This is a genomic window from Synechococcus sp. BDU 130192, from assembly GCF_963876085.1.
Classification (GTDB): domain Bacteria; phylum Cyanobacteriota; class Cyanobacteriia; order Cyanobacteriales; family MRBY01; genus MRBY01.
On the sequence record NZ_CAWNNO010000002.1, the window covers coordinates 49,447 to 73,217 of the forward strand.

Sequence of the window (23,771 nt, forward strand, 5' to 3'; positions counted from 1 at the left end):
ATCACACCTCAATGATACCCAAAAAAGCTATTGCAAAACACATTTAGCTGAGTCTGTTGAACTGTCTCCAGATGGGTAATTGCCACTACGGACTAAGCCCAAACCACGGGAAACAATGACACATTTCTGATTACCTAAATTGCCATTTTTTGTGAGGATCAGCACTAAATCTCCCGTGAGCAGATTGCTGGTCATATCACTAGTTCTTCCCCGAAAGTCGAATAAAAAGTCTCCTGCCTTGACGGTGGCTCCATTGTGACGAAGCGTGATCCCCTCTAAACTGCGATCGCCTGTAACAAAACAATCACTGTCAAAGGTAGGGTTGATGGCAGGACTTGACGGCAAAATAAACCGACAATTAATACTCCGACGGATAGCCTGACGCTGTACTTCCTCTAAAGCACCAAAAAGCTCACTCCTTGCACTGGTTAATTTACTACGATTGACAAAACCAAACATCACAGGTGCAGATATGGTTGCCAAAATGCCTGCCATAAAGATTGCGACCATCAACTCAATGAGTGTAAATCCGGTGCTCTTTTGTTTAGTTTCGGCAAGCGAAGGAAGCATCAGGCACAATCTCCGAATAATATTCTGCAATTTGTCGCCCACTGTCCGGATCAACAACACGATAACCAATTTGCATCGTATGATATGGGGCCTGGTTAAAAACACTCAAAGTTCGAGTCATAGTGTAGCTTTTATTGACCAGAGAAACCGAACTAGAGACTTCCCCTGTCTGGTTATTAGATTGGCCCAAACTGTCTTTGATTTCTGTGATCAAAGCCTGGGCATAGCCATCTGTTGTGGCTGCAGCATCACAAACAGGAGAAGCTTGCGAAAAGGATAAAGCGGCCAGATATTTAATTTCATCAAAGTCCGACTGAATCGCATTCATCGCTTCGGATGCACGCTGGGCCTGAACTCGCAGGACAACACCAATAAACGTAGCCTGGGCTGTCACAAGCACAAAGATTGTCGAAACGATAATCCCTGCCAGGACTTCAATGAAAGTGAAGCCCTGTTCCTTTTGTTGTGTTACATGACTAGAAGATTTGTCGATCTTCCGTTGAGCGTTAATCATCACTAGTTAGTCGTTCTCTGGGGTAGAGACGTTACCTCCTGTCTTTCCCATTCAACCACACCACTATTTTCAAACTTCTCTGTGTAGAGGGAGACATTTTCAAAAGTCATCCCGAAGGTATTACCAAGAGCCTGGGGCGCACCAGGGGGAATATTAACCACAGCACCACTAGCATTTGAGTTGGAAGCATCCCAAATTTTACCCCAAACAACACCATTCATTCCGTCACCATTGCCACCACCATTGATCCCTACCTGGGCATCAGGGGCATAAACAAAGAATGTCGAACTAGCTGTCCCATTGATGCGAATATTCTGCGAAGCTGTGCCTGTGCCACTATCTGGTTTACCAAAAATTGCAAAGTCACCAAAATCACCTTCATGAATAATTTGGCGGCTTCCAGAAATTGTTAAATCACCAGACAAAAAGACAACGACAGGCGCATTTGTTGTGTTGATAGTCCAGCTTCTAACGCCACCACCAATTGTCAAATTATTGGCTTTATAGACATAGGCTTGATAAGCTTGGGCTGGGCCATTTCCATCGGGGTCAAAAGAAACTGTTGCGTCACTACCGCTAGGTAAATCCCGAACACTATTACCTAAATCTGCAGTAATTGTTTGTGGTGCTACAGGTAAATCTGGCAGGTTGGGTCTCCCCAGCCGAGGGATAACATTTGTTAGGGTTGAATTATTCTGGGCCCCCATTGCACTACTGTGAATATAGCCTTGGTAATCTGCTTCAGAAATACCGGCAGCACAAGCATTTTCTTTCGCGGACTCTGAAAATTGGCATTTTGCACAGATTACACTGCTTTTTTCATTGGGATCAGCATTGACATTAGGAATCAAAGAAACATCGTTATTACCTAGTTCAATGAAGTTTTCCATAAAGAGGCCAGGAAAACTGGTTGGTACTTCATCAAGGTAGTTGTCAACATAAATTGATGCTTGTAAGCGCGCCGTTCCCTGGCTTGCATTGCCCTGAGCATCCTGGAATTCTCCCTCGACAATGAAAGTACCCGTGTTGGTTTGGGGGTTGTAATCATAGGCAAGCAGTTCATAGTTGCCATCGCCAGTACTATTGGTGGTCAAGCCGCTAGGGACGCTAACTTCTACGTCACCAGAATTACCACTGCAACCACCATCGAAAACAGAGGTTTTGAGAACACGTTTATCGGCATAGGCTGCGTCTTCCCACTCGTTGATACCGCTACCTAAAAGATTATTAGGATCGTAGTCAAGTTTTAGGAAAAGACTGTTGTTATCAGAACGAAGTACCCCAAGCACTCGATTTAGACCTGCTTCGGCGATCGCGATATTTTCCAGATTGTGTTGTTGCAGAGTCGAGGCGACTTGATCGTCATTGGAACGGAGGATCATCGTTGCGCCAGTGACCACCATGAAAAGACCTAGCCCTAGAGCAACCACGAGACTAAAACCGCTCTCCTGAGTCTGCTTTGTTTTTAGAAGGAACTGGAGTAAGAATGTATACATGGTGGTTTTTAACCTCGCAGTGTTTGTTGAAATTTCGCAATATTTTAAGCAACGACCTGGGCAGCACTGCTTCTACCTCTAATTATTAGGGTGCCCACAACTTGAGGTGTTTGTAACATTTTACAGATTAAATTTTATGTATCAGTTTTCCCAACTGAGACAATTAACCAAAAGTTACGTGGGGACAACGCGTTAAAGATAAGCTGCCTTAAGTTAAATTTAAGTCTAAAGGTAGATGTTATCAGTGATTTTAATCACGAATGACACTTACGTAATTTGGCTTAGATACGCTGGGCCAACACGTAGCGATCGCCCCCAGCAAAGTCATGAATGATTTGAATTTGAGTGTAATGACCATTGTCTGCGAGTAATTGCGCCACCGCTTCCCCCTGGCCACGCATCAGTTCAACGAGCCAAATACCACCAAAAATCAGATAATCCGGCGCTTCATTCACCAAAATTCGCAGATCAGCTAATCCATCTATGCCCCCGTCAAGGGCGCTGTGGGGTTCATGGCGATAAACCTCTGGCTGCAAGTCCGGCAATAGGGCAGCAGGAATATAGGGGGGATTGGAAACCATACCCGCCACCTGTCCCTGTAGGTGTTGCAGCGGTTCCCACCAACTGCCGTGGTAAAACTGAATTCGATCTTGCAATCCGTAGGCGATCGCATTTTTTCGGGCGACCTCAAGGGCAGCGGCACTCTGATCAACCGCATGAATCGTCGCTGCGGGAAAACTGTCGGCCAGACCCAAGGCGATCGCCCCACTGCCCGTTCCTAGATCGACCCAATGACCTGCGTGTAAATCATGATGACTCGCCTGGGCCAGATCAATTAAATATTCCGTTTCAGGTCGAGGGATCAAGACCGCAGGGGAAACAACTAGCTCAAAATTGCGCCAGGGCGTTTTCCCGACAAGATATTGCACCGGGATTTTTTCTTGACAGCGCCGTTCCCAGAGTCGTGAAAGTTCAGCTAAAGACACCTGGCTGTGTACGGCTTCCCGAAGCCCCAGCCGCAAACTCAACCGATCCACGGTGGTCAGTCCCTGGAGAAACCAATCCACTTCCTCAATAGAAATATCGGTGGCGATCGCCTGGGTTTTGGCCCACTGTCGCCACCGTACTAAATCCTGAGCCGCAATAATCTCACTCAAGAATCAACCGTTCCCAATACCCTATTGTTGTTGCCGTTGCTGCTCAATGACAGCTTGGATCAACTGGGCCGATTCCGTTGAGGGAATTAGGGTCATCGACTCCAAAAATTCCTGCTCCTCTGCCGGTAGATCCTCGTCGAGCAGTTTGGCGATAAATACCTCAAGGGGCATTACATTGATACTCAGCTCTTCATCTTCCGGGAAAGCATCTAATTGCTCAAGAATCGGCTGTACTTCAAAGAAAACGGGAATCTCACCGTTGCCATTGTTGTCATCCCCTGCCAGGGTTGGGAAAGAAACAATATCTTGTCCATTGGCATCCTTTTCCTGAATCGAGAGGAAAAATAAAGGCACACCGGGGAAGTTTTCCTGTTGCGTCACTTGGGCCGCCGCATTTAACTGCGCCATGGTCGGCAAAAACTTAAAGGTCAAATCTTCTGCTTCATCGCTCTGGGCAAACTGGTAGATCTTATCCAAACCGATGGGAAGAACGTTGGCCTCTTGCCACAGGGCCGCTTGAGCTTCTAGTTCAGCGACAATTTGGGGATCGGCATTGGGTTTTGCCCGTTCCGCATCGAGGAGTCTTTTTGATTCTGTTTGGCGGGCCGCCACGAGGTTTTCAGCATCCGAAAGACTCACAAAAACGCCCGTAACCCCCGACTCGCCGCCATTCTGGTCGGTAACTGTCGCAAAAATGGGCTGTCCTTCGTCGTTGATCAGCATATACATCGGAATTGGCCGGAGCTTTTCGACGACGGCTGCCTCAGGGAGCGCCAACACACTGCCATTAACACCTAAGATTGTTCCGGCGATTACCGTGCCCATCAGTAGGGCTTTTTGACCCAAACGAACCAGACTTTTCATAAATAAAACCTCAAACAAAATAACTGCAAGATTAGAAAAATTAATCCTAAAAAAATAAGCCGTCAAAATACTTTGCAAAATACTTTGGTTTACGTCTTAGAAATCCCCATTAAAAAAGCGGCAGTCTACACCATGATCTAGATGAACTGGGGTCTCCCATGGATGACGGATGTTGCAGTTTATCAATGTATTCTAGAGACGTGACTCCGTAAATTGGAGTTCCATTTCGTAAATGTTTATACTCAAGTTCCATTGCAGATAGAAAAGTATCGGCATAGGCTGGCCAACGACTTCGACTCTAACACAAAAAATTCAATTATTCTGGGGCGATCTAGGCTTTTGATTGAAGTGTCTTGGCTGACCTGGGATGGTCAAATTAATGGCGGCGATCGCCACCAGAAAGTCCTAAAACTTAAAAAATCGGGATGACAGGATTCGAACCTGCGGCATCCTACTCCCAAAGCAGGCGCGCTACCAAGCTGCGCTACATCCCGTTACCGTAGTGCTCTATTCTATGACAATTTGCACAAAGAACACAACATTTTTCAATTTCTTTCTGGATTTTTGCCAGGGAAGCTCCCCGGGACACAAAGTCAGCTACCGAGAAATCCTTTGCTGTGGGATCGGTGTGATGGAATTCGAGAGCACGATAGTCCGAAAAGCCACATCGAGAACAGTTCAGGTTTTGCTTGTAGGCTCGGAGGTAATCATAAATTTTTTGGCGGCGGGCGTTTTGCAGTTTTTGTTTACATTGCCGACAGCGATGGCGTCGATAGATCTTGTCCTTAACAACGTTAGCAATCTCGAAGTGTGATTCTGGTTGCAGTTGTTGACAATAGCGACATTTTCTTTCCATGGGGCCACTTTAGCTTGGATACCAAAACATCCCTTTAATCCCTTCTGGATCAAGGATAAAACCCAACCGCCGATAAAATTCCACCACCTGGGGATCAGCAAAAAGTGTAATGTTGCTAATGTCTGACTCTCGCAGTTTTTTGATAATGAACTGCATCAGGCCTTTACCTAAACCCTGGCTCTGGAACTGGGGATGAATCACCACATCCCACACCGTCGCATTGAAGGCACAGTCAGAGGTGGCCCGGGCAAACCCAATGAGACGCCGCCGTTTACTATTGCGCACTTCCCAGACGGTGACCACCAGAAAGCTATGTTGGATCGCTTTGCGGACTTTACGAATCGGGCGTCTGGCCCAACCGACTTGATCACAGAGTTCTTCTAGTTCGTAGAGATCTAGGTCGCGATCTAGGCTAAAGAAAATACGCGGTTGGCCAGCAGACTCAAGTTGTGAATCACTGATCTGGACATTTGGAACATCAACGGTGGGATTAAATAGTCGTTTTAGGAAACCCATGCTCATTTTATGGGGGCGATCGCCTCGGATGAAGTCGCAGGACATGACAAATAAATATTCTTGATAATCTTACAAGATCTTTTGCGAAGGCTGACTGTGGGCTGCTGGGGCACTAGGGAGCAGAAAGAGCAAAATTCCTGGAGTACACTGTAGAAAATAAGGGTTATTCGGAGATCACAAACGCATCATCATCTTTATCGTTGAGTATCTTTAGCCCCACTGCCCCCCATTAACTATGGCCGCCACCCTCAAATCTTCTAATTTAGATCTACTGAAACGTTTCAACCGTTCATTTCCCGAATTTTACGAACAATTCGTCAGTAGCGAAGCGCAATTTCAAAATCTCCAGTTAGCCTACCAGCTCTACCGGGCCAAGAAGCCGATTGTTGAGATTAATCCCGAAGGCAACCGGAGCGTCTTCCAGTTTGCCTACCGAAACCAGTCTTTTCTTTTAAGTGATATTTTCGGCATTCTCTTAGCCTACGGTTTGAAGATCCATAGCCTCAGTCTGTATGGACAAATCCAAGCGCCGATGCTCGTTTTTATTAAGATTAGTCTTGATCGCAATAATCAGCCCCTTGCCCCAAATACCGCCGGAAACGTCTGTCGAGCGGTGCGGGAAGCCCTGGCTGGGCGCTTTGAAGTAGAGGAAATGTTGGCCGTCGAGTTTGATTTTGCAGAGGGGCTCGCCGAGGTGCATACGGAATTTTACATTGACCCTGTTTTCCATCTACCGACTCTAATCATCGAAGCCAAGGAACAGGAAGGTTTGTTATACCGGGCCATGTATGCGATTTGGCAGGAAGATTTGTTAGTGATTAATGCGAATTTGGTGTCTTGGCGTGGCAATACAAGGCTGATTTTGTATCTTTTTGGCCCCAATGAAAGCGCGATTCCTGAGTATTTAGGCCAACGGATTGCGAGCAATGTGCGCGATCGCCTACTGCACCTTTCATGATGTCCCTAGGTCGAAGAAACCTGGGAGAACGCTCTTGGGTAAGATAAAGGGTGGTAGAACTGTGAGCCCATTGGTAACAAGATTTTATGGCAACAACGGTAATTCGCGATGTGCTCCATGCCTATGACTTTACCCCCAGCGATCGCCCCGCAGATCCTGTCGGAGAAGAGACCGAATATCCCACTCTTGTTTTTATCCATGGTTGGCTCCTGAGTCGCGCCTATTGGCAGCCCCTCATTGATCTTTTAAAACAAGATTATGCTTGTCTCGCCTACGATCTCCGAGGTTTTGGGGAATCTGCCGCGAAGACCCAAGGCGATCACTGCTACCCAGACCAAGGCTACACTCTCCAAGATTACGGCACCGATCTCCAACATTTACTCGACACCCTCAACCTCAAAAACGTTTGGCTTGTGGGTCATTCCCTTGGGGGAAGTATTGCCCTGTGGGGGGCCGCCATTTGTCCCGAACGGGTGCGGGGAATCATCTGTATCAATGCTGGGGGGGGCATTTATCTCAAAGAAGACTTTGAAAAGTTTCGCAATGCTGGCCAGAACCTCGTCAAAAACCGTTGGCCCTTCCTGAAACATTTACCGTTATTGGACTTATTTTTTGCCCGATTAATGGTGCATCGTCCCCTCTCAAGACAATGGGGAAAACAGAGAATTCATGACTTTCTCCAGGCCGATGCCACTGCCGCCCTCGGTGCTCTCCTCGAAACAACCACCGAACAAGAAGTGCATTATCTACCGCAGTTGGTGGCGCAATTAGGCCAACCGGTTTATTTTTTGGCAGGACAGCAAGATCCCGTCATGGAACTGAAGTATGTGCGCCATTTAGCCAGCTTTCATCCTAGTTTTGGTTGCATGGGCAATAATGTCCGAGAAATTGATCACTGCGGTCATTTAGCGATGGTTGAACAAGTCGTCTCGGTAGAAGAAAATATCCGCAAAATTTTAAATCAATATCACCCCTAAAAAGACTGTAAAAGTGCAGGGAGATTGTCTACAATGCTTAGTAGAGAAATGTTACTGTGCTCTGCCCAAACCTTGGAGAAGCTTATGCTACACCGCAAGATTAACCAAATCTGCAACGACGAAAAAGAAGTTTGTATATTCTTGCGGGATCAACAGCGCTGGATTGAAAATGCAACCATTACAGCGTTTGAGGGAGAAATTCTCACAATCCGTTATGAAACGGAAGAAGATGACGAAATTTCCTCCTGGGAAGAATTAGTGCGCCTAGAAAGCGTCGGTGCCATTACCCAAAAACTCGCCTCGGTGCCGAAGATGGATGTGGAACTGGCGATCGCCGAAGATTGCCCAGAAGCGGAGCAAATTTTCCCCCATTTCCCCGATTCCAAAAATCAAGACTAAATTTCTTCCGACAGATCTGGAGCCTGGGCGATCGCCTGAAACTCTGGACAATACCCCTCTGGTGTCACCTTAAAGCGATACAGGGGGGATTTTGGTTGTTGGCAGCGCAATCCTTTTTGGAAACGGCAGTTGAGGCAACAATCTAAGTTGTTAAATCGTTGGGCATCGACATTATGGTGCAGCAGTTCCCGCTCGTTAATGCCCCGCAGTACGAGTTCTTCCCCTTGCCAGCGCGCTTCTACCAAGCCCGTATCCGCAAAGGTTTGCCAGCGGGGATCATCGTTGAGGCTATTGGGCAAACTGATGGTGATCCAAGCCCCCACTTCATTGATTTCCCCTTCGTATTCTGTACTGTGGGGGCCTGCTGGTTGGATGAAAGTGGCCCCAATGGGAAGCTCAACTAACTTGCCAGCGGCGGGACAATGGAGTTGGTAACGGCTTTGGAGTTCTTCGAGGGCGGTGAGATCCTCTAGGTCTTGGGAAGAACCGTGGAAAAAGACAACGTGTTGGGGCCGCAAGTTATGGATTAACTGGGTGGTATTGCGACCGTCGCTGTGTTCGGCGAGGAGATAGGTTTCGATTTGGACGTGCTTTTTAGGGGCGATCGCCGCGAGGGGAGGCGCTTCAATGTCTAACCAAACCCCCGGATGTTCCGGTAACAAGAGTAAACAAGAACATTCCTCTGCCTCACAATATTTGGCGAAATCATTGGTGTAATCGGTGATGATCACATGGTTGCCCTGGTGTAGATCTGGATATTCACCTGGAGCGAGGCGGTGCATCCGAGGGTACACCCGGTCGTCCCAAAAGAGGGCCTGGTGACGGGCAAAATTTTGCACTGGATTTGGCAGTTCGGGCAAAATCTCTAGATACAAATCACAACCACGGGCCACTTGGCCTTCCACCCAAATATCGACTTTTTTGCCCGTAAATTGGTGGTGCGATCGCAGTAATTTGAGGATTTCTTGGCCGAGGCCGAGGCGCGGTACCGGCAAAATTACCGATTGACCAGCGTCTAGGGCGTCGAGAATCCGTTGGGTGAGATATTTTTCCTGTTGACGGCGGTGGGGGTGACGCATGGTGCCATAGCTACCCTCGATGATCAACACATCGGGCTGGAGACCCCGCAGGGCCTCAATGGATAAGCCATTCACCAACTGAAAATGGGAAACGGAAAAATCCCCTGTATAAAATACCGTGTAATCTCGCTCTGGGGTATGGAGCGTAAACAAGGCCGCCGCCGCCCCTGGTAAATGTCCAGCGGGGAAAAGTTGCAGGGTTAAATTTTTTGCAATTTCTACGGGCGATCGCCAGGGCAGCACTTGACCCAACTCAGCGGGAACTTTTGTCCCAGGCCAATTGAGGGGCAACAATGCTTGGGTCGCAGCACTGAGATAAATAGGGACTGCGGGAAAATGGCGATGTAGAGCGAGAATTCCCTCAGCGTGATCCCGGTGGGCATGGCTGCAAAAAACAGCATCGGGCATTTTATCCTGGGCCAGAAAATGCTCAAAATCCTTGACACCACAGTCGAGGAGCAGTTGATAAGGCCCCAATGTCAGAAGCAGACAAACACCTTCTGCTTGTTGGCCAGTGGCGTAGGGCAGACAGGATAATTGAGGCAAATCAGGCGCGACGGCAGGGGGCATTGGGCACAAAAAATCCTAGAATCCCAAGGAGGCGATCGCCGCAGGAGATCCTAGAGTATCTCAACGAACAATAAAAGACATGCTTAAGGGAACTTGTGGCGAAACTCCCCAAAAAATGTGGGTAGGGGCATTAGTGGGCAGAACCATTGCCGTGGTAATCATCGGAATCATAAAAACCATTTTGGGTACCGAAAAAGAGACAAGCCACGGTAAAGACACCAGTCAAAGCCAATAAAAGTAATTTGATATCCATAGGGTTAGGGTAACTGTACATTCAGTTTCATCATAGCGATTTTTCCAGAGAGCGGAAATTAACTTTTGTGGCGGCAAAATCTGCTATTTTATCGGAAATTTTTGGATTTTACGGAATTTTTATCCATGGCACCAGGGTGTATCCTTCGGGAAATTTACGGGTGAGTTTCAAGGCGATCGCCACAGGCAGAATTTTCGCGGGTACCGTTGGCCCAAACTTGGTAGTCACGCACTAACTGGTCAAGGAGTTGCCCCTTGATGCGTTGGAGAATTTCCCGCAAAAGGCGATCGCCTGTTTTTTTCACCAGTGCTTTGGGGGTAAACCAGAGGGGCGGCGGCAATTCGAGTTTAACCTGGAGATCCGCTTCACCTTCGAGTAACCATTGTTCCTGTTCATCGGCGATGGGTTGTAACCGACCAGTCACATCGAGTTTAAAGCCCTTCATAAAGGGTTCTAGACCCCGCAACTGGTAGTCCAAACTTTTGATATGGACTTGGTAGTGGCGATCGCACCAAATTTTCAAGGTCACAATGGGCTGAAATTTGTACAGATCTAAAAAACCAATGGGCCGCATTTTAAGTTGGTATTGATCCGGGGCAATTTTTTCGGTGCGTTCTGGATCGGCAATCGCCCCCACCAGACAATCAATGTCTTGGAGATACTCTTGAATCGGACGGGGTGCCTCTGGTACGGAGAGGGCAACAACTTCGAGAGCTTGGAAGCGGATGGCCATAGTAAAGTTTTGTTCCTAAAATTTTGTAGTCAACATCGAATCAATAGAAACCCTGGTTTTGCCCCCAAAAAGCACCCCAGAAAATTTCAAAAAACGCTCAAAATTGCCTAGAGACGCCGGTTTTTTAGGGATATGTAACGCAACGTAAACTTATATCACCTTTTCGCCAAGGGACTTCTAGCCCTGCGGTAAACTAACCCATAATCCAGAATGCTGACATAATCAAACCACATTCTTGTAGGAGTTAACACTCAATGTCTCATAGCGTTAAAATTTACGACACTTGCATTGGCTGCACCCAGTGCGTCCGTGCCTGTCCCCTTGATGTCCTAGAGATGGTTCCTTGGGATGGCTGCAAAGCGGGTCAGATCGCATCTTCTCCTAGAACGGAAGATTGCGTTGGTTGTAAGCGGTGTGAAACTGCTTGCCCCACCGACTTTCTCAGTATCCGGGTTTACCTCGGTGCCGAGACAACTCGTAGTATGGGTCTGGCCTACTAAACTCGCCCATTTAACACAAGCCTTTTTGTATTGGGTTATATTAAAACACTATCCCATTAACGTTTTCAACCATTCTGGTCATTTCCGGAGAGGCATTTTAGTCCTCTCTTTTTTTTATTGTCCGCTACATTATATTTGTTTCGCCATTAGAATGCGGCGATCCGCGTAGATGGCGATCGCCATGGGTCAGGCTTGTTCAGGATTAAGTTCTATTTTTCAAAAAAATCAGGAGTAAATTAACCAATCCAGTTAATTTCTGTGGGATCAGTCTCCTTGGCCGTGTTTAGGGTCTCTTTAGAGAGTGGGGGTTGAGTCGCTTTCGCGTTGGGCTGCTGGGCGAGAGATGTTTTGGGATGATGGGTGGTCTGCCAAAATCGGCGATCGCCAACATGTTGATTTAGGATACGACGCAGGAAAAAATTCAAGGTTTTCTGGGGAATATAACCTTTCAACACCGCTAAACTGCCGAATAACATATGGTTTAGCCGTTGCTCATCAAGAATTAGAGCGAGCTGCTCGGTGGTCAGTAAATCCGCTTCAAGTAAATAATCACCAAGCCGTTTGCTATCAATTAAGATCAACTCTTGTTTAGCATATTTTGCAAAAAAATCAGCCGTGGGTTGACGAATCCAGCCCCGCAAAGTCAGAATTTCACCAAATTTTAAATCACTATAAATTTGCTGATCAAAAAGAGCCGTTTGTAATTGGGCTTCGGAAATCAAGCCTGCATCTTCAAGGACTTCGCCAATCAACTGAATTTTCAGACTATTATTGGTAGATGCTGCATTCATAAGCGCTATTTCAACCTACTGTGACGATGCAAGAACAATACTTTACAGACCCAGTGATACTCATTGCCGTTAAAAGATTGCTCTTTTATTTTTTATTTTTTCCATAGAAATATAACTAGGTATTTATTGTTTTGATTGGGATACTACAGTACCTATTTTACTCAATCTTAATGCAATCATAAGTGATGAATGTTAATTTCGACTCCTACTTTCGCCATAGACAAGATGATAATTTTTTTATCTACGAAAGTTATCGCAATTTTGATCTGGGGTTAATCATCCTCTGCTCAGAAACAGAAGCACTGGAATAAATATAAATACTTAATGATTTTTTGAGGCTTTCTTCATTAAAAATCAAAATTCTGACATTGCCATGGGCGAAAAGGCTGAACATCAAAAGGCGATCACCTCCGCCCTGTAGAAAAAAAGAGAAGTGATCTCAAGCTGGATATTTAACTGGCAGAGCAAATCCCTAGGGGATAATCAAGACCGGACAGGGAGAAAGATTCGTAACTTTGCTCGTGACACTTTCGGCGACTCCTTCTTGGGTTAAGCCCATGCCTCGACAGCCCATCACGATTAAATCCGCTTCAATTTCATCGGCCACATCACAAATGGTGAAAGAGGGCATCCCTTCCCGTTCAATAATCTCCGCTTCGATCCCCGCTTGGGCAAAGAGATCATGGGCTCCCTGGAGGAGTTTCGCCACCGCTTCTTCGGAATTCATCACCCCCTGGCGTTCCTCTGGCTCTGTCGGTTCGACCACGGAGAGCAGGACTAAACGACTTTGGAAAGATTTCACAAGCTGAATCACGGTCTCCGCTGCTTCACGGGCTTCACGACTTTTATCAACGGGAAAAAGAATAGTTTTAAACATGGTAGCTCTACCTCCTAGACACAGGCTCCGGTAAAATCTGCATGGAGATATTTTTCTGGATTTGGAACTTCTAGTTCAATTTTCTCGGAAAAATGGTCTTCTTCTGATGACAAGATGACAGAACTTTATAAAAAGCAAGCATTTGGAGGATCCTAATTGTGGCTAAGAAATCAGTTGCAAATTTAACAGAGGCAGATTTAAGCGGTAAGCGCGTGTTTGTCCGGGTTGATTTTAATGTACCCCTCAATGAGAGTGGTGTAATCACTGACGATACCCGGATTCGGGCAGCACTCCCCACCATCAAATATTTGACTGAGAAAGGTGCCAAGGTAATTCTTGGGAGCCACATGGGTCGTCCGAAGGGTCAGGTGGTTGATTCGATGCGCTTAACGCCTGTGGCCGCTCGTTTGTCTGAATTGTTGGGCCAATCTGTCACCAAGTGTGATGATTGCGTTGGAGATGATGTGAACCAGGCGATCGCCAACCTCGGCAATGGTCAAGTAGCGTTACTAGAAAACCTCCGCTTTAACCCCGGCGAAGAAAAGAATGATCCCGAATTTGCCAAGCAACTCGCGGCCAATGCAGACATTTATGTCAACGATGCGTTCGGGACGGCTCACCGTGCCCATGGTTCCACCGAAGGCGTAACCCACCATGTTGGTACTTCCGTTGCGGGTCTTTTGATCGAAAAAGAACTCCAGTTCCTCAAGGGCGCCATCGAAGCCCCCAAACGTCCCCTCGTGGCGATTGTTGGCGGTTCTAAAGTATCCAGCAAAATTGGCGTCATTGAAACCCTCCTCGAAAAGTGCGACAAGCTCTTGATCGGCGGCGGGATGATCTTTACGTTCTACAAAGCCCAAGGGAAATCCGTCGGTGGTTCCCTCGTCGAAGATGACAAGATCGATTTGGCAAAGAGCTTAATGGAAAAGGCCCAAGGGAAAATTTTGTTGCCCACTGACGTGGTTGTCGCAGACAAGTTTGCCCCCGATGCTGAAGCTAAAACTGTCAGCGTTGACGCAATCCCCGATGGCTGGATGGGTCTCGACATTGGTGCCGATTCTGTGAAGGTCTTCCAAGAAGCTCTCGATGGCTGTGGTACAGCGATCTGGAATGGCCCGATGGGAGTATTCGAGTTCGATAAATTTGCCGTGGGTACCGAGGCGATCGCCAAGACCCTTGCTGGTGCGACTGAAACTGGTACGGTCACGATTATTGGGGGTGGAGACTCCGTTGCGGCCGTCGAAAAAGTTGGTGTTGCAGACAAAATGAGTCACATTTCCACCGGTGGTGGTGCCAGCCTCGAACTGCTCGAAGGCAAAGAGCTTCCCGGTATTGTTGCCCTCGATGATGCCTAAACTTTTAACCGTTCTTTTGCTCTAACAAATACCCCCCTAGCTCAATTTAGGGGGGCTTTTTTACAGAGAATTTTTCGAGAATGTTAAGCCTGTGGGACATCCTCCAGGGCAAATTGCACCAGACGATCCACCAATTGAGGGAAGGAAACGCCGCTCTGTTGCCACAATTGTGGGTACATACTCAGGGCTGTAAACCCAGGCAGGGTATTAATTTCGTTAATTAACACCGTCTGGGTCGCTTCTACATAGAAAAAATCTACCCGGGCAATGCCACGGCAATCAAGGGCTTGGAACGCTTTAATGGCGAGTTCTTGAATTTGTTGGGCGATCGCCCCTGGGATCTCAGCAGGAATGTGCATACTAGATTTCCCGTCGGTGTACTTCGTTTCGTAGTCATAGAAATCACTGTCAAAGCGAATTTCCCCCACCACCGAGGCTTTGGGCTGATCATTCCCCAAAACGGCACATTCTACCTCGCGGGCCGTTACCCCAGCTTCAACAATAAGCCGACGGTCATATTCTGCTGCGAGATCCAGCGCTTTTTCCAGTTCGTCACGGGTGCGCACTTTACTAATTCCCACGGAAGACCCCAGATTTGCGGGTTTGACAAACATCGGGTAATCAAGCTGGGCTTCAATTTTGTCGCAGACCTTTGGGAAAACACAGGGGCCAGACCAGACTTCAGAACGCAAAACCCCTACATAATCTACCTGGGCCAAACCCGCCTGGGCAAAAACCATTTTCATCGCCAGCTTATCCATACCTGCCGCTGAACCGAGCACTTTACTCCCCACAAAGGGCTTTTCCATGAGGGTCAGCAGGCCTTGGAGGGTGCCATCTTCACCGTTGGGGCCGTGGACAATGGGAAACCACACATCAATGCTGGGGGCCGCTGGGGGAAATTGCCAGCGACTGGCCGGATCAACGGTTTCTACGGGGAGGGCTTTGCCGGCAGTGAGTACCTGTTGGGAAATCTCTGGGTCGTGCCAAATACCATTACGGTCGATGTAAAACGGGAGGAGTTCGTATTTGTCGGGGTTATCTTCCTGGGCAAAGGCTTTGGCGATCGCCGCCGCTGAAACGATGGAAACATCATGCTCCCCAGATTTCCCGCCAAACAATAAACCAACCCGTTGCCGTGCCATCACGTTCTCCACCATAGATATCGGGATCATTATAGGGGCAAGGGGACGCCGCGAATGGCAAAATCGAGCAGTTCCATCGGATGCCACAGGGGAATCGTTTGCCCTTGCTGCTGGAGCTGGTTTTGGATTTGCAGACTACAGCCTGGATTCGCCGAGGCGATCGCCTTCGCCCCAGTATTCATTAAATTTCTGGCTTTACGTTTTCCTAGTTCAGCGGCAATTTCCGGTTGAAGGAGGTTAAATACCCCAGCACTGCCGCAACAAAGATTATGTTCAGCGGGTTCCCGGAGCTGCATATTGGGAATTTGTCGGAGTAGATCGCGCGGTTGGACAGAAATTTTTTGGCCATGAAGCAGGTGGCAAGCATCCTGATAGACCAGGGGAAAAGCTTCGGATGTTAAAGGATTTAAAGGGGTTGTTAGTCCCACCGTCGCGAGAAATTCCTGAGCATCGCGCACTTTAGCCGCAAAATCCTGGGCTTTTTGGGCGTAGTCTGGGTCATCTTGCAAAATTCGCCCATATTCCTTAAGGGTGTGGCCACAACCGGCGGCATTGATAATGATGTAATCGAGGTCTTGATCGGCAAAACTATCAATCATCTGCCGCGCGAGTTCTTGGGCTTGCACCGTTTGCCCCTGGTGGGCCGGAAGCGCCGCACAACACCCCTGACCCTGGGGAATCACCACTTCACAGCCATTGGCCGTCAATACGCGGGCTGTTGCTTCATTAACCGGAGAAAAGAACAACCGTTGGACACAGCCCAGCACCATGCCAACACGGTACCGTTTTTCCCCCTGGGCTGGAATCAAGGTGGGTAATACTTTTTTGCTGGCCTGGAGATTAACTTTAGGCAGAATCAACTCCATCGCCGCCAGTCGAGGTATTAGTTTGAGAATCCCCAGTTTACGAACGAGCCATTGCAGACCCGAATTTTGATAAATCCACAACAATGGCAGCAGCAATTTTAAGCGCAAAGGATAGGGGAACAGATTAAAAATCAGCCACCGAAATAGGCGATCGCCGAGGCTTCTGGTGTAGTTGCGCTCAATTTGCGCCCGCATCGAGGCCAGCAGTTCATCATAACGGACTCCCGACGGACAAGCCGAAGTACAGGCCAAACACCCCAGACAACTGTCGAAATGTTGTACCGTCGCGCTGTTAATTTCCGCCTCCCCTTTGGCGATCGCATCCATCAGGTAAATACGGCCCCGGGGAGAATCCATCTCCGAGCCGAGCACCCGATAGCTCGGACAGGTATCCAAACAAAAGCCACAATGCACGCAACTGTCGATCACTCCCTGTTCTGGGGGAAGCTGCGGGTCAAAACCACCTAATTTTGTGTCAGAAAGGGTCATTGCTCGTCCAAAAACTGCCTCAGATCACTATAAAAGTTTGCGGCTCCGAGAAAAAACCTCCCAGGATAGGGAGGCGGAAAATCAACATAATTCGTAACGTCTAAAGGCTTAATGGGTAATCCTTTAAGATGAAAACTTAACGGTTTCGGGGGAAAACGTAGCCAACCCCTAGGGTAAGGCCCACATCTGCATCATCGGAAAAACCGACATTAAGCCCCACATTTCCGACAAAATCCCGTGAGAAACGGTAGTCAAAGCCGCCAGTGGCCAAGAAATCTGTATCGCCAGAATCTGTGACGATGCCGCCGCCAACATAGGGATTGACGCGTCCCCGACCCGCAAAGTCATAGGTGATTGGTAGCGTCACAGAGGTATCATCCCCGAAATTGACGCCAGGGCGGAAGGATAAATTGTTCAGAATCGCGATTTTACTAATGACCGTGACCCCATCATCGGCAACACTACGATCGGGATCTGTTAAACCGACATTTCCAGCAACACCAATGTAACTGTATTGATTCGTGGGAGTGATTTGGGCCTGGGCTGCACCGGCAGTGAGCATAACGCTACCGAGGCTAAGTAAAGCAATTATTTTTTTCATGGTTGAGCACTCCTCAAAACGTTTGAAACTTGTCTGAAAAAGTCTCGCTTAGGAGACAGAAATCAAGGGTTTGCCAAGTTTCTTTACATCTCCATTGTAGGATTTTCATTCAGGAATTGGGTTTCTAGTGGAGAAGGACTGCTCTATTCGGAGGTAACGCTGTCCCGTTGCCAGGCACCATAGTGTCCGGCGTAGAAGGAAAGAATCGCTTCAATTTGTTGGCGATCGCCTTGGGGAAGATCCGCCGGATAACGTAGATGCATTTCCCCAATTTGACTGTGGAAATAATTAAATTTTGGCGATCGCCGCAACTCTAATTCCACCTGTACTTGGGGCACCTGTTGCAGATGGGCCGCCACCTCCCGATAAATAGCCAGGGGTAAATCTTCCCGCCGCAAACGTTCTGTGATCAGTTCTGTTACAGTGCCCGGAGTTGTCACAATCGCTATCCTTTTTCACGTCAAATTTTAGGAGCATTGTACCGTTTTGTTCGCTCCCCTTGGGGGGTAATATCTCGATGGTGGTTGGCTTGTGTTTTGAACGAGCTTAACCTTCTTCTAAGGTCGGCACAGTGCGTTCTCCAGGATTACTCGCCACCGAAGTTTCATTGAGTTTTTTCTGAATCGTCATGCCATACTGCTCCAGGGTGACCACGGGAACGCCCCGATTAAATACGATTTCCTTCACGAGTACCTGGCCATTGGCGACGTAGTCTCCCACCTTCACGTAACGGCTAAAACGCTCATCGGGGGATTCCACCATCACATAATCAATGCCATTGATCTGTACGACCCCCGTCACTTTGGTGTTATTTGCGGCAGTGGGTTCTGGTAGGGATGGAAGAATGGGGCTAAAGTCTAGAGGTGGTGGCGGTGGGGCGATCGCCACGCTCCCAGGAGCTGTGCCAGGGGTGGTTTGTCCAGGAGTGCCAGCGCCATTGGCTGTGCCAGGGGCACCCGGTTGTGCACCAGAAGTAGTTGGTGTCGGAGCTGGGGGAGGTGCTAAAGTCACTTGGGGCGCAAGGGAAAGATCCGCAAAGGGATCGGGGCGGCCTTCTGTGGTAGCCCGACGGCGAGCATCAGGGTCAGTGGATGGGATCAGCACAGAAGACAATGTTTCTGTTGTCGGGGGGGCAAACAATTCAGCGTCTGGCTCCGGAGCGGGAGTCGGTGCTGTGGTTTGGGGGGTTTCCGGGGTCGGTTCATCACCGCCACCACCGGGCAATAGAGAGCAACTCCCGAGCGTTAAACCCACGGCAACAAGGGGCAACAACAGAAATACTTGACGCATGGCGGAAACCTCGACACAAAATGCTGGGGTAGGGGGTGGATGAAAATGAAGTTTTAAAAAGTTGCTTCCAGTGTAGAGGAAAGTGCCAGATTGATTCTCAATTAATTGGTGAAATTTAACGGTTACTTGATTAATTGCGCCAAAACTTTTCCCGTAAACCCCTCGAAATGCAGATGAGGAATTATATAAATGCTTGTTTTACACCACAGTCATCCTTGGGATGTTTCCCCTGGGGTGGCCCGGGAGATTCAAACGTCTCTAAGGCAATGGATCATACTTCAAGATGACTTACCAACGAACGTCAAAACCATTGCGGGGGTGGATGTGGGCTTTGAGGCGCGCTTCTCAATCACACGGGCGGCGGTGGTGGTTTTGTCCTTTCCCGATCTAGAGATCCTCGAAACGGCGATCGCCCGCTGCCCCACTTCTTTTCCCTATGTACCGGGATTGTTATCTTTTCGGGAAGTGCCCGCCATCTTGGAGGCATTAGAAAAAATTACGCATTTACCAGATTTATTGTTCTGTGACGGCCAAGGTTACGCCCATCCGCGCCGTTTAGGGCTAGCTTCTCACTTGGGGGTCTTGTTAAATTTACCGACGATTGGGGTGGCAAAATCCTGCTACATCGGTACCCACCAAGAGGTGCCCCTTGAAAAAGGGCAGTGGGTGCCTTTACAGGATCACGGTGAAACCATTGGTGCAGTGCTCCGGAGTCGGACGAAGGTGCGTCCCCTCTACATTTCTGTGGGTCACCGGATCAGTTTAGCCACAGCCCTTGATTTCGTCCTCGCCTGTACACCGAAATACCGTCTGCCAGAACCAACGCGCTTGGCGGATAAATTGGCTTCTCGAAAACCTAATTTCCCATAAAAAAACCGCCTTGGGGCGGCATCGATTTGTTTAAAAAACTGAATGGACGATTTAGGCGATCGCACAGGCCCGACGGTAGCACCACCGCAGCAAAGTGATCCCAAAAACAAATTTCGCGGCCTCTAAGACCCAATATAAACTGTGCCACACGGACATTTGCAAAGGCATCGTTGCTGTGCCATTGAAGCCGGACATTTCTAAGCCAAAGCCAGCCAATTGAGGCGTAATCAAATAGGTATAAAGCAAAGCAATATTTAACAAAATACTGGCAATGACGAGGGCATTTAAGGCTTGGCGATCGCCAAAGAGATGTTCAAATTTAAACCCAAAAAAGATCGTTAGAATTCCGGCGGCACAGACCACCTCTAAACGATTAAACACCTCAAACAAAACATAGCCAGTGCTAATAAAACCGCTGTCGGCCATCATCCCTGTCATGGACAACACAGGAATGATCACAAAATCGAGGAGGAAAGAGGCACTCAACCAAAACCCCAAGATCGTCATGACAATAGCCGATAAGTTGAGGGAAAACGGTTGCTTTTTGAGGGCATAGTTGAACATAGTTTCTTCTCCCGAAACTGGGCCTTACTTTTTTAGCTTAAAAGCTTAGGGAACCCCATCGGTAGCATTGCCCCAAAACGACATAATCTAGTAATACTCTTTCATAAATCGCAATACTCTAAGCTGCTTTTAGAGCGATTCACCAGCATGGTAAGAACTACGCACCAGAGGCCCTGAACGCACATGGGAAAAGCCCATTTCCTTGGCGATCGCCCCTAGGTGTTCAAATTCTGCCGGTGTCCAATATTTTTGTACAGGTAAATGGGCTAGAGACGGGCGCATGTATTGGCCTAGGGTGAGGCGATCGCAGCCCACAGCCCGTAAATCCCGCAACGCTTCGATAATTTCTGCCTCCGTTTCCCCGTGACCGAGCATTAAGCCCGATTTCGTTGGGGTCTCAGGATTGTACGCTTTCACCAATTCCAAAACCCGGAGCGATCGCCCATACTTTGCCCCCCGCCGCACAGGGCCCTGGAGCCTTGCCACCGTTTCAATGTTGTGGTTGTAACAAGCCGGTTGCGCTGCCACCACCGTTTTTACCCGTTCTGCCTGAGCTGTTTCTGCCCCTTTCCCACTCCAAAAATCTGGGGTCAGCACTTCGATCTGTGTCCCTGGGTTTTCATCTCGGATCGCGGCCATTACCGCCACAAACCAGCCAGCTCCTCCATCGGCAAGGTCATCACGCGCCACCGAAGTCAACACCACATAATTCAGTCCCAACAGCTGCACCGACTCCGCCACTTTTTGGGGTTCCTCCGGGTCAAGGGGGAGGGGGATTTGGCCTTTATCTACCTGACAGAACGCACAAGCCCTGGTGCACACTTGCCCCATCAATAGAAATGTTGCGGTTTTGTTGGCGTAACACTCACCCCGATTTGGGCATTTCCCTTCCTCACAGATAGTGTGAATGCCCCGTTGCTTAACGATTCGCTGGACTGTCGAGATCTCACTGGCTTTACCGAGGGGAGCTTTGACCCAACTGGGCATGGGCAAAATCGGGGTGCTGGAGGAGTGAGACGCAGAAGAAGCCATAATTTTTATAAAAACGCTGTTGAGGGAAGTTCTGGGATTTTTAGAATTAGTTTACTGAAAATCTAGTTAACCCAACATCCCCAGGTACGGGGCTAGCCCAGTGATCAAAGTCACGGTGGCTTCAGGTCGATGAGTATGTCAAACTGAGGAAAACTCAATCGCTTAACTTCTAGATGATCGTAAATCTTGGTTGAAGCTTTTAAAATTTTTACCAAGCTCACGCCATCATAGAGACGACCCAGCCAGCTATTTTATGTTGTGAAGGAGTATGTTGTGACCCACAAAATCCTAGTGATTGACGACAGCAAGGTGATCCGTATGCGGGTCAAGGATATGCTGCCAGAGGGGAATTTTGAAGTCATTGAGGCCAAGAATGGACTTGAGGGCTTCAATCTCATCAATACGGAACATCCCAATCTGATCATGTTGGATTTTCTGCTGCCGAAGATGAGCGGCTGGGAAGTATACCAAGAAATTCAAAAACGCCCGGAACTAAAGGCAATCCCCCTAGTGCTGATGTCTGGCCGCAAGGAAGAAGTCACCGAAAAGCTCCCGGAACCCTTTGAACTGTTTTCATTCATCGAAAAGCCCTTTGACCAAAAGCAACTGATCAACGCGATCAAAGATGCGATGGCGAAGGCGAAAAAACAGGCCCAAACAATCCCAGAAGTTTCTCCTTCTTCCCTCAGCGCGAGCACAACGGGAAATCCAATGGCGGCAGAAATCGTGGCGTTACAGGCGAAGGTAAATGCCCTCCAAGGGGAAATCGATCTGCTCAGAAAACAAATGGGGCAGTTGGTCAATTTCGTGAAACAGAAGTTGAAGTAGGATTTCGCTAAACTTGACCAATATTTGTATTTGTTGAACTGCCGACCAGATGATCATTGGCGAAAACATCAAGGGACAATAATTTCGATGGGTGCACAGCTTTCTTCTTTAGTTAAGGTGTTGGTGATTTCGGCGGTGGGGGCAGCGTTAATCAAGTATGGTTTGCCCTATGGTTTCAACCTAGCGGCGATCGCCCCATCTAATGGCGGTGCTTTGGCGGCAATTTTACTCCCAGCGATGGTGATGGCTGGGCTATTGTGGTGGCGGAGTACGTCCCAGACTTCCTAAAAGGGCAAGGGTTAGTCAAAACTAAGACATAATCAAAACAACAGCACTAACTTGAGGCGTGTGAGTAACGTGGATTTTCGGAAATGGAGCGGCTTCATTGTTCTTCTGAGTTCCCTGTATATTCTCTGGCAAATTAAAGCGTTTTTACTGTTGTTGCTCACGGCAGTGATCCTGGCTAATGCCCTCAATGTGCTGGTAATTAAGCTGCAAACCTGGGGCGATCGCCTTGCGGCCCGTTTCAACCAACCCTTACTGCGAATGGGGCGTTCCTTCGCCGTATTTACCGCCCTGTTTATGGTGGTATTGATCCTCTGGCTCGCCTTCACCATCGTCATTCCGCCTTTTATTGGCCAGTTCCAAATTTTGTTTAGCAAGCTCAATACAGGCTTTTATGAAATCGATGAATGGTTAGATTCCCAAATTTTCAAAATTGAAGAAAACTTTGGTCTGCCGATCAGTGAACAACTGCCGAATCTCGATGAGGTGATCCCCCAAATCCCGACCCTGCTCAATGAGCTGCTTAATCGCGGCTGGAGTTTATTTTCCGACTCCCTCAAGGTACTTTTAAATGTCTTGCTGCTGACGGTTTTAACCTTGATGTTTCTGGCGGATCCCCAACCCTATCGCCAGGGATTTATCCGTTTGTTTCCTTCTTTTTATCGCCGTCGGGCAGACGAAATCCTCACCCTCTGCGACGCCGATCTCAAGGGTTGGGTCGCAGGCATTATGTTCAATATGTTTTGTATTGGCATCCTGAGCTATGTGGGTCTTTCAATTTTGGGGCTGTCATTGGCCTTACCCCAGGCGATTTTAGCTGGTTTACTGACCTTTATTCCGAATATTGGCCCGGCTTTGAGCGTAATTCCTCCCATCCTCATTGCTCTGTTAGAAGCCCCGTGGAAAATCTGGGCAGTTTTAATCTTATACTTCGTAATTCAGCAGGTAGAGGGAAATGTTTTAACCCCTTGGGTAATGGCCCGGCAAGTCTCCCTACTCCCTGCCGTAACGCTTTTGGCCCAGGTTTTGTTTGCGGTGACATTGCAGTTGGGGTTTTTGGGGCTGTTCTTGGCGTTACCCCTAGCAGTTATCGGTCAAGTGATCGTTCGCGAGGTATTGATCAAAGATATTTTAGACCCTTGGCAGGCGAGGGAAGAAGGCCAAGTGCTGGCGATGGTCTCCGGAATTGTAGGCATCGAAACTAGCCAATCCGTAGCGCCAGAACCGGAAACAAAAACGCCTGAATTGCCGACGGATCATCCGCCGGAGTCCCCCAGTTAAGGGAAACTTTGTGTACCCTTGTTAGGAGTGATTTTATTCTGGTTGAGGAATTAAT

Annotated in this window: 27 protein-coding genes and 1 tRNA gene; 9 read left to right on the forward strand and 19 right to left on the reverse strand. The window is 48.2% G+C overall.

Annotated features, from left to right (window positions below; genetic code table 11):
• Window positions 1–27 precede the first annotated feature (27 nt).
• From AACT35_RS00910 to AACT35_RS00940, 7 genes are all read right to left on the reverse strand, one after another.
• The gene (locus tag AACT35_RS00910) at window positions 28–570 is read right to left on the reverse strand and encodes a pilus assembly FimT family protein (RefSeq protein ID WP_065716503.1); all 543 of its coding nucleotides are present in this window, start codon (window positions 568–570) and stop codon (window positions 28–30) included.
• Window positions 545–1,084, reverse strand: a complete 540-nt coding sequence (locus tag AACT35_RS00915; protein ID WP_065716502.1) for a hypothetical protein — start codon at window positions 1,082–1,084, stop codon at window positions 545–547. The genes AACT35_RS00910 and AACT35_RS00915 overlap by 26 nt, the downstream gene beginning before the upstream one ends.
• 2 nt (window positions 1,085–1,086) lie before the next feature.
• A complete protein-coding gene (locus tag AACT35_RS00920) occupies window positions 1,087–2,580 on the reverse strand; it encodes a hypothetical protein (RefSeq protein ID WP_099238528.1) in 1,494 nt (497 codons plus the stop codon).
• Window positions 2,581–2,861: 281 nt separating this feature from the next.
• A complete protein-coding gene (gene prmC, locus AACT35_RS00925) occupies window positions 2,862–3,737 on the reverse strand; it encodes a peptide chain release factor N(5)-glutamine methyltransferase (protein WP_099238530.1) in 876 nt (291 codons plus the stop codon).
• Between the two features lie 21 nt (window positions 3,738–3,758).
• Window positions 3,759–4,601: a Tic22 family protein gene (locus tag AACT35_RS00930; protein WP_099238604.1), complete on the reverse strand. Its 843-nt coding sequence runs from the start codon at window positions 4,599–4,601 to the stop codon at window positions 3,759–3,761.
• A gap of 420 nt (window positions 4,602–5,021) precedes the next feature.
• Window positions 5,022–5,095 (reverse strand) — tRNA-Pro (locus AACT35_RS00935).
• A gap of 371 nt (window positions 5,096–5,466) precedes the next feature.
• On the reverse strand, window positions 5,467–6,018 hold the full coding sequence (locus AACT35_RS00940; protein WP_369802353.1) for a GNAT family N-acetyltransferase: 552 nt from the start codon (window positions 6,016–6,018) through the stop codon (window positions 5,467–5,469).
• A gap of 190 nt (window positions 6,019–6,208) precedes the next feature.
• On the opposite strand from AACT35_RS00940, the gene AACT35_RS00945 reads away from it, so the two are divergent.
• The 3 genes from AACT35_RS00945 (at window position 6,209) to AACT35_RS00955 (ending at window position 8,307) form a co-directional block, all read left to right on the forward strand.
• Window positions 6,209–6,931 (forward strand): hypothetical protein, encoded by a 723-nt coding sequence (locus tag AACT35_RS00945; protein WP_099238534.1) that lies wholly within the window; start codon window positions 6,209–6,211, stop codon window positions 6,929–6,931.
• Between the two features lie 86 nt (window positions 6,932–7,017).
• Entirely contained in the window at window positions 7,018–7,908 is an 891-nt protein-coding gene (locus AACT35_RS00950; RefSeq protein ID WP_099238536.1) for an alpha/beta fold hydrolase, read from the forward strand.
• Window positions 7,909–7,941: 33 nt separating this feature from the next.
• A complete protein-coding gene (locus AACT35_RS00955) occupies window positions 7,942–8,307 on the forward strand; it encodes a DUF6679 family protein (protein WP_445267891.1) in 366 nt (121 codons plus the stop codon).
• Here AACT35_RS00955 and AACT35_RS00960 read toward each other — a convergent pair.
• The 3 genes from AACT35_RS00960 to AACT35_RS00970 form a co-directional block, all read right to left on the reverse strand.
• Window positions 8,304–9,956 carry an MBL fold metallo-hydrolase gene (locus AACT35_RS00960; protein ID WP_065710758.1) on the reverse strand — a complete coding sequence of 551 codons (1,653 nt, stop codon included), beginning with the start codon at window positions 9,954–9,956 and terminating at the stop codon, window positions 8,304–8,306. The genes AACT35_RS00955 and AACT35_RS00960 overlap by 4 nt on opposite strands.
• Before the next feature lie 130 nt (window positions 9,957–10,086).
• The gene (locus AACT35_RS00965) at window positions 10,087–10,209 is read right to left on the reverse strand and encodes a membrane protein (RefSeq protein WP_041443506.1); all 123 of its coding nucleotides are present in this window, start codon (window positions 10,207–10,209) and stop codon (window positions 10,087–10,089) included.
• Between the two features lie 154 nt (window positions 10,210–10,363).
• Window positions 10,364–10,942: a DUF1997 domain-containing protein gene (locus AACT35_RS00970; RefSeq protein WP_012307204.1), complete on the reverse strand. Its 579-nt coding sequence runs from the start codon at window positions 10,940–10,942 to the stop codon at window positions 10,364–10,366.
• 254 nt (window positions 10,943–11,196) lie between these two features.
• Between AACT35_RS00970 and psaC the strand changes: the two genes are divergently transcribed.
• On the forward strand, window positions 11,197–11,442 hold the full coding sequence (gene psaC, locus AACT35_RS00975; RefSeq protein WP_012307203.1) for a photosystem I iron-sulfur center protein PsaC: 246 nt from the start codon (window positions 11,197–11,199) through the stop codon (window positions 11,440–11,442).
• Window positions 11,443–11,678: 236 nt separating this feature from the next.
• Here psaC and AACT35_RS00980 read toward each other — a convergent pair whose 3' ends face one another.
• Together AACT35_RS00980 and AACT35_RS00985 are read right to left on the reverse strand one after the other, a co-directional pair.
• Window positions 11,679–12,233 carry a hypothetical protein gene (locus AACT35_RS00980; RefSeq protein WP_099238538.1) on the reverse strand — a complete coding sequence of 185 codons (555 nt, stop codon included), beginning with the start codon at window positions 12,231–12,233 and terminating at the stop codon, window positions 11,679–11,681.
• 472 nt (window positions 12,234–12,705) lie between these two features.
• Window positions 12,706–13,110, reverse strand: a complete 405-nt coding sequence (locus AACT35_RS00985) for a universal stress protein (RefSeq protein WP_012307201.1) — start codon at window positions 13,108–13,110, stop codon at window positions 12,706–12,708.
• A 158-nt stretch (window positions 13,111–13,268) separates the two neighbouring features.
• On the opposite strand from AACT35_RS00985, the gene AACT35_RS00990 reads away from it, so the two are divergent.
• On the forward strand, window positions 13,269–14,465 hold the full coding sequence (locus AACT35_RS00990) for a phosphoglycerate kinase (protein WP_065710756.1): 1,197 nt from the start codon (window positions 13,269–13,271) through the stop codon (window positions 14,463–14,465).
• An 83-nt stretch (window positions 14,466–14,548) separates the two neighbouring features.
• On the opposite strand, the gene AACT35_RS00995 is transcribed toward AACT35_RS00990, so the two are convergent.
• The 5 genes from AACT35_RS00995 to AACT35_RS01015 form a co-directional block, all read right to left on the reverse strand.
• A complete protein-coding gene (locus tag AACT35_RS00995) occupies window positions 14,549–15,610 on the reverse strand; it encodes a D-alanine--D-alanine ligase family protein (protein WP_099238540.1) in 1,062 nt (353 codons plus the stop codon).
• A 29-nt stretch (window positions 15,611–15,639) separates the two neighbouring features.
• Complete coding sequence (locus AACT35_RS01000) at window positions 15,640–16,965, reverse strand: (Fe-S)-binding protein (protein WP_099238542.1); 1,326 nt, start codon at window positions 16,963–16,965, stop codon at window positions 15,640–15,642.
• Window positions 16,966–17,101: 136 nt separating this feature from the next.
• Complete coding sequence (locus AACT35_RS01005; protein ID WP_143596765.1) at window positions 17,102–17,566, reverse strand: hypothetical protein; 465 nt, start codon at window positions 17,564–17,566, stop codon at window positions 17,102–17,104.
• Between the two features lie 143 nt (window positions 17,567–17,709).
• The gene (locus tag AACT35_RS01010) at window positions 17,710–18,006 is read right to left on the reverse strand and encodes a hypothetical protein (RefSeq protein WP_254047973.1); all 297 of its coding nucleotides are present in this window, start codon (window positions 18,004–18,006) and stop codon (window positions 17,710–17,712) included.
• A 106-nt stretch (window positions 18,007–18,112) separates the two neighbouring features.
• On the reverse strand, window positions 18,113–18,856 hold the full coding sequence (locus AACT35_RS01015) for a hypothetical protein (RefSeq protein ID WP_099238544.1): 744 nt from the start codon (window positions 18,854–18,856) through the stop codon (window positions 18,113–18,115).
• Between the two features lie 189 nt (window positions 18,857–19,045).
• Here AACT35_RS01015 and nfi point away from each other — a divergent pair, with 189 nt between their 5' ends.
• Complete coding sequence (nfi, locus tag AACT35_RS01020) at window positions 19,046–19,726, forward strand: deoxyribonuclease V (RefSeq protein WP_099238546.1); 681 nt, start codon at window positions 19,046–19,048, stop codon at window positions 19,724–19,726.
• Between the two features lie 51 nt (window positions 19,727–19,777).
• Here nfi and AACT35_RS01025 read toward each other — a convergent pair whose 3' ends face one another.
• The gene (locus AACT35_RS01025) at window positions 19,778–20,290 is read right to left on the reverse strand and encodes a hypothetical protein (RefSeq protein WP_099238548.1); all 513 of its coding nucleotides are present in this window, start codon (window positions 20,288–20,290) and stop codon (window positions 19,778–19,780) included.
• A gap of 129 nt (window positions 20,291–20,419) precedes the next feature.
• Window positions 20,420–21,322, reverse strand: coding sequence for a lipoyl synthase (gene lipA, locus AACT35_RS01030; protein ID WP_099238550.1), 903 nt, complete (start codon window positions 21,320–21,322; stop codon window positions 20,420–20,422).
• 273 nt (window positions 21,323–21,595) lie between these two features.
• Between lipA and AACT35_RS01035 the strand changes: the two genes are divergently transcribed.
• The 3 genes from AACT35_RS01035 to AACT35_RS01045 all read left to right on the forward strand — a co-directional run bounded on the left by AACT35_RS01035 (window position 21,596) and on the right by AACT35_RS01045 (window position 23,716).
• Window positions 21,596–22,150, forward strand: coding sequence for a response regulator (locus tag AACT35_RS01035; protein WP_071884914.1), 555 nt, complete (start codon window positions 21,596–21,598; stop codon window positions 22,148–22,150).
• A gap of 87 nt (window positions 22,151–22,237) precedes the next feature.
• The gene (locus AACT35_RS01040; protein WP_030007026.1) at window positions 22,238–22,438 is read left to right on the forward strand and encodes a hypothetical protein; all 201 of its coding nucleotides are present in this window, start codon (window positions 22,238–22,240) and stop codon (window positions 22,436–22,438) included.
• A gap of 69 nt (window positions 22,439–22,507) precedes the next feature.
• Entirely contained in the window at window positions 22,508–23,716 is a 1,209-nt protein-coding gene (locus tag AACT35_RS01045) for an AI-2E family transporter (protein WP_099238552.1), read from the forward strand.
• The last annotated feature ends 55 nt before the right edge of the window (window positions 23,717–23,771 follow it).

Bases quoted from the DNA above. Each gene is read 5' to 3' on its own strand.
- AACT35_RS00910 (WP_065716503.1), bottom strand. From the start codon at position 570: ATGCTTCCTTCGCTTGCCGAAACTAAACAAAAGAGCACCGGATTTACA.
- AACT35_RS00915 (WP_065716502.1), bottom strand. From the start codon at position 1,084: ATGATTAACGCTCAACGGAAGATCGACAAATCTTCTAGTCATGTAACA.
- AACT35_RS00920 (WP_099238528.1), bottom strand. From the start codon at position 2,580: ATGTATACATTCTTACTCCAGTTCCTTCTAAAAACAAAGCAGACTCAG.
- AACT35_RS00930 (WP_099238604.1), bottom strand. From the start codon at position 4,601: ATGAAAAGTCTGGTTCGTTTGGGTCAAAAAGCCCTACTGATGGGCACG.
- AACT35_RS00940 (WP_369802353.1), bottom strand. From the start codon at position 6,018: ATGTCCTGCGACTTCATCCGAGGCGATCGCCCCCATAAAATGAGCATG.
- AACT35_RS00945 (WP_099238534.1), top strand. From the start codon at position 6,209: ATGGCCGCCACCCTCAAATCTTCTAATTTAGATCTACTGAAACGTTTC.
- AACT35_RS00950 (WP_099238536.1), top strand. From the start codon at position 7,018: ATGGCAACAACGGTAATTCGCGATGTGCTCCATGCCTATGACTTTACC.
- AACT35_RS00955 (WP_445267891.1), top strand. From the start codon at position 7,942: ATGCTTAGTAGAGAAATGTTACTGTGCTCTGCCCAAACCTTGGAGAAG.
- AACT35_RS00960 (WP_065710758.1), bottom strand. From the start codon at position 9,956: ATGCCCCCTGCCGTCGCGCCTGATTTGCCTCAATTATCCTGTCTGCCC.
- AACT35_RS00965 (WP_041443506.1), bottom strand. From the start codon at position 10,209: ATGGATATCAAATTACTTTTATTGGCTTTGACTGGTGTCTTTACCGTG.
- AACT35_RS00970 (WP_012307204.1), bottom strand. From the start codon at position 10,942: ATGGCCATCCGCTTCCAAGCTCTCGAAGTTGTTGCCCTCTCCGTACCA.
- psaC (WP_012307203.1), top strand. From the start codon at position 11,197: ATGTCTCATAGCGTTAAAATTTACGACACTTGCATTGGCTGCACCCAG.
- AACT35_RS00980 (WP_099238538.1), bottom strand. From the start codon at position 12,233: ATGAATGCAGCATCTACCAATAATAGTCTGAAAATTCAGTTGATTGGC.
- AACT35_RS00985 (WP_012307201.1), bottom strand. From the start codon at position 13,110: ATGTTTAAAACTATTCTTTTTCCCGTTGATAAAAGTCGTGAAGCCCGT.
- AACT35_RS00995 (WP_099238540.1), bottom strand. From the start codon at position 15,610: ATGGCACGGCAACGGGTTGGTTTATTGTTTGGCGGGAAATCTGGGGAG.
- AACT35_RS01000 (WP_099238542.1), bottom strand. From the start codon at position 16,965: ATGACCCTTTCTGACACAAAATTAGGTGGTTTTGACCCGCAGCTTCCC.
- AACT35_RS01005 (WP_143596765.1), bottom strand. From the start codon at position 17,566: ATGAAAAAAATAATTGCTTTACTTAGCCTCGGTAGCGTTATGCTCACT.
- AACT35_RS01015 (WP_099238544.1), bottom strand. From the start codon at position 18,856: ATGCGTCAAGTATTTCTGTTGTTGCCCCTTGTTGCCGTGGGTTTAACG.
- nfi (WP_099238546.1), top strand. From the start codon at position 19,046: ATGCTTGTTTTACACCACAGTCATCCTTGGGATGTTTCCCCTGGGGTG.
- AACT35_RS01025 (WP_099238548.1), bottom strand. From the start codon at position 20,290: ATGTTCAACTATGCCCTCAAAAAGCAACCGTTTTCCCTCAACTTATCG.
- lipA (WP_099238550.1), bottom strand. From the start codon at position 21,322: ATGGCTTCTTCTGCGTCTCACTCCTCCAGCACCCCGATTTTGCCCATG.
- AACT35_RS01040 (WP_030007026.1), top strand. From the start codon at position 22,238: ATGGGTGCACAGCTTTCTTCTTTAGTTAAGGTGTTGGTGATTTCGGCG.